The organism is Pectobacterium sp. 1950-15, from assembly GCF_037136835.1.
Classification (GTDB): domain Bacteria; phylum Pseudomonadota; class Gammaproteobacteria; order Enterobacterales; family Enterobacteriaceae; genus Pectobacterium.
Genome location: NZ_JBBBQR010000001.1, coordinates 387432 through 401139, shown reverse-complemented (window position 1 = coordinate 401139; position 13708 = coordinate 387432). Strand labels below are relative to the sequence as shown.

Sequence of the window (13708 nt, the reverse complement as noted above, 5' to 3'; positions counted from 1 at the left end):
TTTATTACAGGACATGACACGATGACTTTTTCCCGCTCAAAATCTGGTTCAGGCTTAACGCGCACGCCGCGTCAGGCGTGGGTATTGGAACCACGTATGATGTTTGATGCCGCTGCTGTGGTCACTGCGGTGGATGTGGCGGCGACTGTCGCGGCAACGGATACCACACCGGGTGTTGATGCGACCCCTGTCAACGCGACGGTCACGGTGACCGACACCAGCGACAGTTTCGAGCCAATCGATCTGTTTCGCGACGTTCGTGTATCAGCAGATAACAATGGGCAAGAACTGAAAGATTTGGTGATTACCGTCAATCGCGCGGGCGCGAATCAGGCATTACTCATCGACGGTAAAAGTATCTTGCTGGAATCGGGAAATGGGACAACGCGAGCAGACGGAGATGGCTTCTCGTACCGCGTGGTCGCGAGCGGCGAAACGACGACAGTGACCGTTAATATCGACGGTTTTACCAATGATCCCGCGGATACCAGGGCGTTGATTGACGGTATCGCCTACCAGATGCAGGATAACTCTGTGGCGGCGGGGGATGTCACGGTGACTCTGAAAAGCCTGAGTGATGAGAGTGACACCGTCGATCTGAATATGCACTCGACCATCACTATCGATAGCAAAATCAACGTAGCGCCAGTGGTGTCTGCATCAGATTCGCCCGAACTGGCTGAATTGATCGTCGTGCCCGGTATGGAGGCTCCACAGGATGTACGCTACTCCAGTAATGGCGCGTATGCCTACGCCATAGGAAGCGATGGCACTCTGGGGGTCTTTACCGTCGGCGATCATGGCACACTGACGCTGAGCCAAACGCTGAGCGATATCAGTGCGCTCAAAGATGTGAAAGACATCGCACTGAGTGCGGACAACCGTTCACTTTATGCCATTACGGGCGATAAAAATATTGTTGCACTTAGCCTGGATAATAACGGACAGGTCATTCAGGTCGATGGCAGCTATACCCAAACTATCCCTTCGCAAAACGGCAATATTACCGGACTGGCTGTCTCCAGCGATGGTACGCAGGTTTATGTCGCTACGGAGTGGAACGGCATGGTCGTCTTTACTCGCGATGCGACGACGGGCAGTCTGACGCTACTTCAGGTGGTGAATAACAGCGGAATCGATCGCAGTGGTATCGTGGCGAGCAGCGGTAACTATGTGGTCACGATTGGGATGGGGGTAAAGCACACACTGTCGGTTTTCCAACGGAGTGATACTGGAAAATTAATCTCTGTCGCGACATTGGAAACATCTGGGAAAGGTTATGGCGCGGTAGATTACCAATTGACGATCTCGAAGGATCAACAGTTCATCTACGTCGCCGCTCCTGATAACGGCGAAATTAACGTCTACCAACTGCGCGATGGCGCTGAAGGGAAAACGCTGACTCGTACGGATACGAAAACGCTGGAAGGTGTCAACGCAGTCTATCTTAACGCCGATGGTAGCCAGCTCTATGCCTTGAGCAGCGAAGGCACATTGCAGATTTATAGCGTCAACGCCTCTACGGGAGCGCTAAGCGAAAGCGGCCAGATTAAGGATATTGGCGACACGCGTGGCATGGTGCTGTCACCCGATGGGCAATCACTCCTGATCGCGGGTGAGGCCATTCAGCGCTTTAGCGCATTGCGCACTTACCTCTACGGCAGCGACTTACCGTTTGCCGATCATATTGCGCTTTCGGATAGCAATCTGGATGTGTTAAACGACGGCGCCGGTAACTATAACGGCGCGGTGGTGACCATCGGTCGTGAAACGCCTTCCGCAGACGATCAATTCGGCCTAAGCGCAGGCAATAACCTGACGCTGCAAGATGGCAACGTTCTGCAATCCGGTACGGAAATTGGAACGTTCACGCAGAATCAGGGCGTGCTTAGCGTCACCTTTACCGCCGATGTAACGAAAGAAACCGCCAATGCCGTCCTGAAGCAAATCACCTACCGCAACATTGGTAGCCAGAGCACTACCGAGACGGTAGTGCTGACGGTGACCGCGAACGATGGTGAGCTGAACAGCACCGTGACCACGGTCGCACTGCTGTTGACTGCCAACAGTGCGCCAACGCTGGTTAGTCAGGGCGGAAGCAGCCTGACGCTGGATACGCGTGGCGCGTCCGTCACGATATTCAAAGATACCGCTGTGAATACCGGAGAAGCCGGACAGGCGCTGACTAAACTGTCGATAGGCATTGATGGCCTAAACAATCCGCATCAGGAATACCTGACGGTGGATGGCACAGTCATCGATCTGAGCAAAGACAGCGCGGGCACGACGGTGAACGGTTATCAGTATAGTTACACGTATAACGCCCTGAGCGGCGAGTCTTCACTGGTGCTGAGTAGCGTTCAAGGCATTAGCAGCATGGCGGTGATGAAACTGGTCGATGGTCTGAGCTACTCAGCTGGTAAAGAGAGCACCAGTGCCAGCGGCCTGCGTACCATTACGCTAACCGAGTTGCAGGATAACGGCGGTACCGCCAATGGCGGCAGCGATACTGCGACGCTGACGGTTTCTGGCAGCGTTAATCTGGCCTTCAACGAACTGCCAACGATCGAGGCAACCTACTCCCCCGATGCCGCGCTGTTTTATAACGACGGAAAGCTCAGTGATTACAATGAACGGGTCTCGGCGATCGGTGTCTCGCAGGATGGGAAAACCCTGCTGGTCACCGGTAGTGAAGGGGACAATAACAGCGGCAAAACCTACCTGCGCGTTTACGCTCGTGATGTGGAAACCGGCAAATTAACGCTGCTACAAAGTTTCACGCAGGGCGAACAGGACGATCCATCCACACCTGCGATTGAAGTCAACGGCCTGAACACCATCACCACGCTGGCACAGTCAAAAGACGGCAATAGCGTCTATGTGGCGGGAGGCAGCGGAAGCACCTACTCGCTGGTGCAATTTAGCCGTGATGCCACAACGGGACAGTTGAACTATGTCGGCGTGGTTGCCACGCAGGGTGAGAACGGCGTCAGCGGCCTGGATGCGGCAGTTTCCGAGATCGTGCTGTCCGAAGATGGCTCCTCGCTGTACACCATTAACGGTGTGACACCGACGGATGGATCGACCACTAAAAACGCGATTACCTTTTTCTCGCGCGATACCACCTCCGGTGCGCTGACGTTTGTCGGCTCGCTGGTTGGCAGCGACACCATTCCGGTGAGAAGCCCGAGCGGGATTGTGCTGTCCAGTGACGGCACATCGGCGTATATCTCCAACCTGGGGAATCACAGTATTACCGTGTTGTCGCGCGATGCCGCAACGGGCAGCCTGAACTACGTCACTACGATCAATAAAACGACGATAGCGGCTGATGCGAACAGCGTGGAAATTCCGAAGGACGACCGTTATCTCAATGGGTTGCAGGATATCGTGATCTCCCCTGACAACCGCTTTGTCTATGTGTCCTCAAATACGCAGGGCACCGTCTCGATTTTCAGCCGTGATGTGGACACCGGGTCGCTGACCTATGCTGGGACATTGGATTTATATAATGCAGGATATATTCCTGCGAATGCGCTGTCACTGCGTGAACTGGTGATATCCGAAGACGGTTCGGCGTTGTATGTTGCTGCGCTTGGTAGTCAGTCAGTGCTGGTGTTTGGTCGCGATAGCGATTCTGGTGCCTTAACCTACCGCAATAGCGTTGAACTCTCGATTAACACGGTTAACCATCTTGCTGTCAGTGCGGATGGTAAGAATATCTATGCCGGGGTCAGTACGTTCTTTGCCGGGCTGAACGTGCTCAATGCGGCAGCCAATGCGCCTTATAGCCAAACGACGGATGCCCCGTTTGCCACGAGCGTCACACTGTCAGATCAGGAACTGGACGCCGCCGATGATTACAAGGGGGCATCTATTGCCATTAGCCGCAATGGCGAAGCATCGGCAAATGATCGCTTTGCTTTCCAGAGTGGGAACGGGTTAACGCTGTCCGGCAACGAGATTCAGTATCAGGGCGCGACCATTGGCACCTTCAACGTGAGTGAAGGGACGGTGAAGGTGGTGTTTACCGAAAGCGTCACTAAAACGGTCGCCAACCAGGTTCTGCATCAGGTGACTTACCGTAATAATGGCGATGCGGCTGGTACATCGATTCCGTTGAATATCACCTTTAGCGACGGTGGTAAGGAGACCAGTCTGCTATTGACGCTGGTGCCGAATAAACCGCCTGTGGTGGATAACGTCGAGTACGTGCCGCCGTCTGGTACAGCAGGACACTCGTATAGTGCAGAACTGCCAGAAGATCTGTTCCGCGATCCTGAGAATGGTGCATTGACATGGGACGTCAGCGGTCTTCCTGCTGGATTAACCTTCGATCCTGACACGCGTACCATTTCTGGTACGCCAGTGCTGAATGGCTCTGGAACCTTTACGATCAGCGTGACGGCGAGTGATGCATCGGGCGCACAGGTGGAGCAGACGCTCACGCTAACCATTGCGCCCAACCCTGAACAAGTCCCTGCGATCGGCGGTGAATCCTCCGCGCTGAAAAACGATCAGTCTCTGCAAGACTTGTATAATCAGGTCATCGAAAGGAATCTGATGACGGGGGTAAAAGACACCGCGCTGTCCGCAGATGGCAAAACGCTCTATGTTGTGAGTTTACCTAATAGTGGCTCTGCGGTACTGAGCGTCTTTGTGCGCAATACGGAAGGGAAATTCACCCTGTCAAAAATACTTCCTCATTACCGAGAGGTGTTTAATAACGATACGCTACAGAACGACAGGTTTATCGACAATCCTTCATTGGCGGGGGCGTCCGAGGTGACCCTGTCCTCTGATGGGCAGTACCTGTATGTGGTGGGCAGTGAAGGCAACACGGTGACCCTCTTCCGCGTTGGCAGTGGCGGTGAGCTGACGCAAACGGGCGTTCTGGATCAGGCGGCATTGGGCGGGCGTTCGCTGGATGTACGTTCCCACATCGTTTCTCAAGGCGATTACCTCTATCTCACCGCCGCCCAGTCTGGCAGTGATAATGACAGCCGCAGCGTGCTGGTGTTTAAGCGCGGGACGGACGGTCTCCTGACTGCGGTTTCTCAGGCTAATAATCTGATCGGCGCAAGCAGTCTGGTGGTTGATCCAACCGGGCGCTACCTGTTTGTTTCCGGTTCCGGCAGCACAGTCGGCGTCACGGCTTTCAACATTGATGCGCAGGGCTCATTGGCTCAGGTCGGTCAGATTAGCGGAACGAGCGAGTATTACATCAACGGACTGGCGCTGTCGCCCGATGGCAAAACGCTGTATGCGATTCATGCCGATGTGGGGAATTACACGCTCAATACGATAACGGTAGGTGCGGATGGTGCACTCACGCTGGCATCGACAGAGCCGTTTGCCGATGACGGAAGCGACTCCGGCGAAGCGTTGGCGACCGATCTGGTGGTGTCCGCTGACGGAACCGCGCTATTTGTGATCGGGAGGAATATTACCGTTTTCTCCCGCGCTGAAGATGGCAGCCTGACGCTGAAACAGACCATTAAGAGTGGTGATAGTGCGCTTGGCATCGGTTTCTCTGGGCTGCAAAACGTGGAACTAAGCGCGGATGGTAAGCAACTCTATCTGGTCGGTAGCGATCAGGTCAGCATACTGAATGTTGGCACAACGGGCGCTGTTTACACCGAAGGCAACGATCCCGTTGTGCTGCTGCCCTCAGGCCGTCTGTCCGACCCGCAGTTTGATGCTTTGAATGAAACGAAGGGCGACTATAACGGTGCCACCATCACGGTGGGTCGACAGGAAGGTGGACAACCGGAAGATACCTTTGGCTTGAAGGCAGATAACGGTTTAACGCTCGATGGCAACAACATCCTAAAAGATGGCGTTGCGATCGCGACCTTTACCCAGGTGGATGGGGCGCTGACGATTAAATTTATTGCCGCAGTAACCCAAGCCGATGCGCAAAATGTGCTGCGCCAAATCACCTATAACAACACCAGTCAGGATCCTGAACTGGCGGGTTCGTCACCGGTTTTCACTTTCAGCATTCGTGACAATGACAATAACGTCGCTGACCTGGATATCACCGTCGATCTCGTCGGTGTGAACGATCCGTCAACGTTAACGACGACGGTGCTCAACCCACAGATTCCGGGCAACGGCGAGTTCGTTAGGCTGTTTAAAGATACCCAGATTGACACCATTGAGAGCGGGCAAACCATTTGGCAGGTGGTGCTGACATTTGATGCGTCAGGGCCCAATGAGACGATCAGCGTGGGAGGATCCACGATTGTTCTTGAATCATCCAACGGCGTACGGAAAACCGCCAATGAGGCGGAATATTCTGTTGCGGTAAAAGACGGAAAGGCTACCGTTGTCTTCTACTCGATGAAAAATGGCAGTGAGACTGCCAAAATTATCGACAGTATCGGCTACAACTATCTGGGCAATAACCCGACAGGTGAACGTCACGTTACCCTAAAGATTGTAGAAAATAGTTATAACGGCTTGGCACCGGAAACCAAACTAGATCAGGCGATTACGCTGACACTGGTGCCTGCGGCAGAAACCAATACTGCGCCAGTCATTACGGTTCCGGGCATCACGCCGACGTATACCGAGCGTGCCGATCCTATCGTGCTGGCACCGGATGCGACGGTGTCCGATGCGCAGATGGATAAGCTTAACGATGGCAAGGGTAACTACGACGGCGCGACGCTCAAGATTACGCTGGGTGACGGCAAAACGGCGCTGGATAAGCTTGGTGTTAACGCGGGTAACGGCCTGACGCTATCCGGCGATACGCTGCAAAAAGACGGCGTTACCATCGGTCAGGTCAGCAATAAAGACGGTGTGTTGACGATCCGCTTTAACGCGAATGCCGGCACCATCCCGACCACGGAAGACGTGCAGAATACGCTGCGCCAGATTACCTATGCCAGCGACAGCCATACGCCTGCTGCGCAAGTGGCGGTGACGGTAACGCTGTCCGATCGTTATCTGGAGTCTCAGGTTACGGCATTATCGGTGGCGGTTACCGCGATCAACGACACGCCTGTCGTGGCGAACGATCCGGTGCTCTCTGCCGATGAACTGCGTCTGGTGAATACCTATACCACGATTAGCGGTCTGGGTACGGTAACGGCGGCCGCTCGCACAACGGACGGGCTGGCGCTGTATGTCAGCGATGATAAAGGGGCGATTGCCTTATTCCAGCGTGATGCGAACAGCGGCGAATTAACCTATGTGCGGACCTTTGCCGCCGCTGAAGGCGTGACAGGAATAAGCCAGCTACAGGTTTCCGCCGATGGCAACAGCGTGTATGCACTGCGTGCCGACGGTAACGCGATTGTCTGGTTTAGCCGCGATGCCGAGGGCAATCTGGAGCATAAAGAAACCATCATTGATAACTACGATATACATAAAAGCAACCTCTACGGCATCAAAGGCATCACCCTGTCTGATGATGGTAAGACGCTGTATGTCATCAACAACTACAACCTTCTCTGGTTTACCCGCGATACGGCCACAGGCAAGCTCGATTATGCTGGGCTTATCGAAGGAAATATGACCAGCCCGCCTTATCTGTGGGCCCCGACCAGTATTCTCAGCCGCGGCAACTTGCTCTTTGTCACCACCGATCCAAGTAATGGTGCGACGGTGATTGTTTATCAGCGCGACGACAGCGGCAAACTGACGCCGTTGGGACATGTCCGCGACTTTACCGACGCCGCAGGCAATACCGTACAACTCTCTGGACTGGAACAGATAACGGTCAGCGCCGATGGCCGCAGCGTCTTTGTCGCCAGCGCGGGGCAGATCGATGCCTTCTCGCTGGATACCGCCACGGGAACCTTTACGCACCTTGCTCGCATCGCGGCAGAAGGCACGGTGAGCGATATCGCCCTTTCTGCGGATGCGCCAGTGCTGTATGTAACGAAAGGCGATGGTGCGCTCACTCGCTATGTGTTGAACGATAATGCGCTTATCCCACTCGATACGCTGATCAATAACGGTACAAACTTCACCCATCTGCTGCCGGTTGACGGTGGTCTGATTGTGCTCGGCAATGGCGTGACGGTACTGGATGAAGCCCCTCGTCTGCCGGTTTATCGTATCGATGGTCCGGCGGTTATCGTCGCGCCGTCGATCGTCTTCGGTGATGCTGAACTGGATGCATTGAACGGTGGGGCAGGAAACTATCAGGGCGCGTCGATCACGTTACAGCGCGGTGAAACGGCATCAGCAGGCGATCGCTTCGATTTTACTGCGGGCAATGGTTTCACCTTGGCGAATGGCGTAATTAGCAAAGACGGACAAGCGGTAGCGACCTTCACACAGGCAGAAGGCAAGCTCACTATTACCTTCACTGCTGCCATTTCCCGTGCGGATGCGACGGCGCTGGCTCGTCAGATTAGCTGGGCGACAAGCGCACCGCTGACGGGGAGCGTGACATCGTTGACGCTGGTGCTCAATGACGGCGCAGCCGATTCTGCGGCGCAGGCGCTTGGCGTGACGCTGTCGAGAGAGGTTAACCAGCCGCCCGTTGGCCATGCCGAATTATTCACCCCGCCAACGGCACAGGTTGGCACTCGCTGGTCCTATACCTTACCTAATAGCCTGTTCAGCGATGCGGAAAACGATGCGCTGACGTTGTCGATCAACGGTCTACCGAACGGACTGACGTTTGATGCCACCACGCGCACGATCGGCGGCGATCCGGCCATTTCAGGAACGTTCAACCTGACGATTACCGCCACGGACAGCGCGGGCAACGCGACGGTGCTGAATGTGGCGCTGACGGTCAACGCCGCGTCGACGCCGGTTGATCCCGGTATGCCGACGGAGCCGGTCAATCCTGATAACCCCACGGCGGCACCGGTGATTCTGGTGCAGCAGGGCGTGAGCCTGCCTGTTGATTCGAGCGAAAGAGAGCGCGAACAGCCGCTGGGGGTGATTGTCGCCGATCTGTCTCGCCCGGAAGCGCAGCCGCTACCGACCAACATCGTCGCCGAACCCGTCCGCCAGCGCGATACGGGTTCGACACGGCAGTCGGATGCGCCTTGGGTACTCGATCCGGTGATGTCACAGCTCATGCCGACGCTGGATCAGGTCAACTTCTCTTCGCGTGCCAGCACCACCGTACGTGACAGCGCCGCCGTTTCTCCGGCGGATTCCAACCTGTTCCTGAGCGTGCGCGGTCAAACAACGGCGCTGGAGTCGGCTTTCAGTAGCGTGCAGGGCGCGTTACAGCCGGATGCCTCCGGCGCGCTCGCCTTTAGCCTGCCGCAGCGCATGTTCAGCGTGCGTGAAGGTAATGCCACGCTGACGCTGCAATTGGCGAACGGACGTCCGCTGCCTGCGTGGGTGCAGTTCGATGCCCGCAACGGCGTGGTGCGTATTACCGATGCCAGCGCGGTGCAGGTTAATCAGATCCAACTGGCGCTGAAAGCGCAGGCCGCAGACGGTACCAGCCGGATCGTACCGATTACGCTGCAAACCGGGCAGGGCGATGGTGCAGAGATGGCAACTGACCGTGGTGCGATGCAACTGCCTGCCCACTCTGATGTGCTCCCTGCAGAAAACCGCAATGCAGAGCAGTTAGCGCCTGCGGGGAAAACCGCCTTTACCGAACAGCTGCGTCAGCATCAGCCTGAACAGGATGCGCTGCTGGCGGCGCTCAGTGAGCTGAGCAGCCTGCGCGCGTAACCAAGCGCAAACCTGGTAAAGCGCAGATCGAATACCGAGACGAGATTTTATTACTTAACCACTAACCCGGGCGCTTGCAGGCGGTAACCACTCCACCGCCTGCAAGATGAAGGGAACAGACAAATAGAAGATGGGGAGAACCCGGGTGAATCAGCACATAGCGCATTTCTGGGATAGCCAGCAACACGACAGTCAGCCGCAGAACGTTCAACACGAGGCTACACCACGCACCGCGGGTTCCCGGGCGTTACGGATCGCGGTAGCCCTGGCTTGTCTGGGGCTGGCTGGCTGTGCCGTCAAACCTGAACCGGTTACGATCGAACAACAGGTTGCACAGGCGCTGAGCGACAGAACGCAGATGTTCGCCAATCAGGAACCGGTGCGCGGCACGATTACGCTGGATGAAGCGATTGCCCGTGCGCTGAAATATAACCTGCAACAGCGGGTCGCGCTGCTGGAACAGGCGATGGAAGATGACCTGCTGGGCGTACAGAATCTGGACATGCTGTTACCGAAACTGACCGCGCGCGCCGGCCTGCAAACCCGCGATAACGTGGCCGGTTCCAGCAGCCAGTCGGTGACCACCGGTCGGCAGTCGCTGGAAGCATCCACCAGTCAGGATCAGACCCAGCGTACCGCCGATCTGACGATGAGCTGGAACGTGCTGGATTTTGGTATCAGCTATTTCAACGCCAAAGTACAGGCGAACAAATCGCTGGCGGCGGAAGAGCGCCGTCGTCGCGTGGTCGCGGATATTACCCGTCAGGTGCGAACGGCCTACTGGGAGGCGGCAACGGCACAGCGCTTGCAGCCAGAAGTCACTACTGCACTGACGCAGGCGCGTCAGGCGCTGGAATACGCGCGTCAGACTGAACAACAGCGCCTGCTGGCACCGGTTGAGGCGTTGCGTTTCCAGAAAAACATGCTGGAGATGGTCCGCCAGTTGGAAATCGTTGACAGCGATCTGGTGGTGGCGAAATCCCGTCTGGCCGCGCTGATGAATCTGCCTCCGTCGAGTAAATACGATGTCGTCGTACCGAGCGAAAGCAGTCTGGTCGCGCCGAAGATGGCCTACTCGCTCGACGATCTGGAAAACTTCTCGATGGTTAAACGCCCGGAAGTGCGTGAAGAGAGCTATCTGGCACGCAATAGCGTACTGGAAACCCGCAAATCGCTGCTGCGCCTGTTGCCGGGTGTGTCGCTGTTTGCCGGTATCAACGGCGACAGCAACAGCTATCTGGTCAATCACCAGTGGGCAAACGCGGGTGTTCAGGTCAGCGGCAACCTGCTGAATGTGCTGTCGTGGTCGTCGGTTAAACGTGCCGGACAGGCGAATGAAGATCTGGCGGAAGTTCGTCGTCAGGCGCTACGCATGGCGGTGCTGACGCAGGTGAACGTTGCCTGGCAGGAATATCAGCAGAGTACGCGGATGTTCGGTCGCTATCAGGAACTGGCGCGGATTCAGCGCGGTATCCTCAACCAGACCACGCTCAGCGTACAGCATCGTGCCGAAACGCAAATGGAGCAGGTACGCGTCAGCACCGAAACCATTCTGACCACCCGCGCACGTGACCGCAGTTTTGCCGATGTGCAGAACGCGCTGGGCGCGGTGTATCAGGCTGCCGGGTTGGATGTGCTGCCGGATAACGTGAACGATGTCAGTCTGGCGGCGCTGAGCAACTCGATTGCGCGCACCACGGGGAACCTTGAGAAAGGTGGCGTTGCGGTTCCGCGTCTGTCCCTGTCAACACCGGCGACACCAGCCACCACGACGGCATCTGCCGTCACCGCTTCCGCAACAGGTTCCGCTGTCGCGAAGCCCATCACGCCTGTGGCGGTAACGCCGTCGGCCAACGCGGGGAAACCCTACCGCGTCGTAAATACGGATATGTGGGATAACCTGCAATCCCTACAGGCCGGAGGTTCGCGTTAATGGCTGTTGGCATGATGCGTCCGCTGTTGCTGGTGAGTGCGTTAAGCCTGCCCCTGTGGGGGCAGGCTGCGACGACGGGAGACATTCGCGTACAGCTTAGCGCGCAGCGCTATACCGTGTTATCCAGCGAAATTGCCGGGAAAGTGACGGATATTGCGGTGAAAGAGGGTGAACACTTCAAGCAGGGCGATACGCTGGTGACGTTTGACTGCACCGTACTGCGCGAAAAGCTGAACTACTCAAACGCCGCAGAGAATGCCGCGCGTAAGAAGCTGGCGATTGCCGATCGGCTGGATAAACTCAATTCGATCAGCCTGTCGGATGTCGATCAGGCGCGATCGTCGGTGTCGATGGCGCAGGCCGAAAGTGGCGTCAATCGCGCCATGTTACAACGCTGTGCCATCAAAGCCCCGTTCTCCGGCCGCGTCACGGAAACCAAAGTGAAGCGTTGGGAATCCGTGCCGGAAGGCAAAGAGCTGCTAGCAATTTATGATGACAGCGCGTTCGAGCTGGAAATGATCGTGCCGTCGCGCTGGCTGGTGTGGCTCAAGCAGGGCAGCGCTTTTCAGGTTACGTTGGATGAAACCGGCCTGAGCTATCCGGCGGAAATTAGCCGACTTTCTTCGGCGATCGATCCGGTCAGTCAATCGGTAAAAGTCTTTGGTCGTATTACCCAGTCTACCGCCGGATTGCTGCCGGGTATGAGCGGCGTGGCGCAAATCGTGCCGCCTGATGCAGGCAGCGTGTCGCCATGACCGAACGGAACACGACCGCAGCACAAGCTGAACAGGATATTCGGCTGGCACTGCTGGCCGAACTATTACAGCTGCAAAGCCGTGCCAGAGCGCGTGAAACGCTGGATGAACTGGCGTTTTTTATCGTCAACGAGACGCACAATGTCGTGAAGTATCGGCAGGCGCTGCTGTGGGACTGCGATAAGCGGCGCTTGCAGGCGGCTTCCGGGCTGGCCTCGTTCGATCACAACGCGCCATTTTGTACCGAATTTAGTCGCTTGTGCCGCCAGTGGCAGGAAGAAGGGCGTCAAACGCAGACGCTACAATGCCGCGAGCTAGCCGCTGACGATCGGGTTTTGTGGCAGGAACATCTGCCGGAATTTTTACTTTGGTTGCCACTGCGCTTACCGCAGGGCGATACGCCGCTGGTACTGGTGTTAGCGCGGGACAACGCGTGGCTGCCTGCTGAGATCGTGCTGCTGGAGAAATTGGCGGACGCCTACGCGCACGCCTGGTCGAGTTTGCTGAAGCCACGTCGTCGGCAGACCAACACCAGCCCGAAGAAACGTCGTTTGATCCTGGCGGGGATCGTGGCGTTGCTGCTGATCTTATTGATCCCGGTTCGCCAGTCGGTGCTGGCGCCGGCGGAGATTGTCGCGCATCGTCCGGTGATGGTGCGCGCGCCTGTGGCGGGCGTGGTGGATGATATTCTGGTTCGCCCTAATCAGGCTGTCAGTGCCAATCAGCCGCTGGTGCGGCTGGACGTGCGCGAACTGGAAAACCGGCTGGAATCGGCCCGACAGGCTTTTGCTACCGCCGATGCTCAGTATCGTCAGGCACAGCAGCAGGCGCTGTTCGATGCTAACAGCAAAGCCAGTTTGGCCGTGCTGCAAAGCCGCCGCGAACAGGCGCAGAGCGAGATGGATTTTCTGCAACGTCAGCAGGAGCGCATGCAGCTCGCTTCCCCGCGTGACGGCGTGGCGATTTTTGACGATAGCAGCGACTGGATTGGGCGCTCGGTGGCGGTGGGAGAGCGCATCATGATGATCGCCGATCCGCATGATGTTGAGCTAGAGATCCAACTGCCTGCGGCAGATGCGATTGCGCTAGAAAACGGCGCGGATGTACGCCTGTTCCTCAATGTTGCACCGAATTCGGCACAGGACGCGCGGCTTGAGCAGATTGGCTACCGCGCCGCGCCAACGCCGGATAATGTGATGGCCTATCGGCTGCGGGCGCGCTTTACGCAAGATGATCCACAGCTGCGCGTGGGCCTTAAGGGGACGGCTAAGCTGTACGGGAAACGCACGGTATTGTTCGTCTACCTGCTGCGTAAACCGCTGGCCTCTCTGCGCGTCTGGCTGGGTGTCTGACG

The 13708-nt window shown here is 56.6% G+C and carries 4 protein-coding genes; all 4 read left to right on the top strand.

From position 1 onward, the window contains the following. The first annotated feature begins 21 nt into the window (after positions 1 to 21). The 4 genes from WCT94_RS01700 (at position 22) to WCT94_RS01685 (ending at position 13706) form a co-directional block, all read left to right on the top strand. Positions 22 to 9666: a beta-propeller fold lactonase family protein gene (locus WCT94_RS01700; RefSeq protein ID WP_336867542.1), complete on the top strand. Its 9645-nt coding sequence runs from the start codon at positions 22 to 24 to the stop codon at positions 9664 to 9666. A 145-nt stretch (positions 9667 to 9811) separates the two neighbouring features. Continuing rightward, complete coding sequence (locus tag WCT94_RS01695) at positions 9812 to 11599, top strand: TolC family protein (RefSeq protein WP_336867540.1); 1788 nt, start codon at positions 9812 to 9814, stop codon at positions 11597 to 11599. Further along, positions 11599 to 12354: an efflux RND transporter periplasmic adaptor subunit gene (locus tag WCT94_RS01690; RefSeq protein WP_012773379.1), complete on the top strand. Its 756-nt coding sequence runs from the start codon at positions 11599 to 11601 to the stop codon at positions 12352 to 12354. Before WCT94_RS01695 ends, WCT94_RS01690 begins: the two co-directional genes overlap by 1 nt. Beyond that, a complete protein-coding gene (locus WCT94_RS01685; RefSeq protein WP_336867538.1) occupies positions 12351 to 13706 on the top strand; it encodes an efflux RND transporter periplasmic adaptor subunit in 1356 nt (451 codons plus the stop codon). Before WCT94_RS01690 ends, WCT94_RS01685 begins: the two co-directional genes overlap by 4 nt. Positions 13707 to 13708 lie beyond the last annotated feature (2 nt).

Bases quoted from the DNA above. Each gene is read 5' to 3' on its own strand.
- WCT94_RS01700 (WP_336867542.1), top strand. From the start codon at position 22: ATGACTTTTTCCCGCTCAAAATCTGGTTCAGGCTTAACGCGCACGCCG.
- WCT94_RS01690 (WP_012773379.1), top strand. From the start codon at position 11,599: ATGGCTGTTGGCATGATGCGTCCGCTGTTGCTGGTGAGTGCGTTAAGC.
- WCT94_RS01685 (WP_336867538.1), top strand. From the start codon at position 12,351: ATGACCGAACGGAACACGACCGCAGCACAAGCTGAACAGGATATTCGG.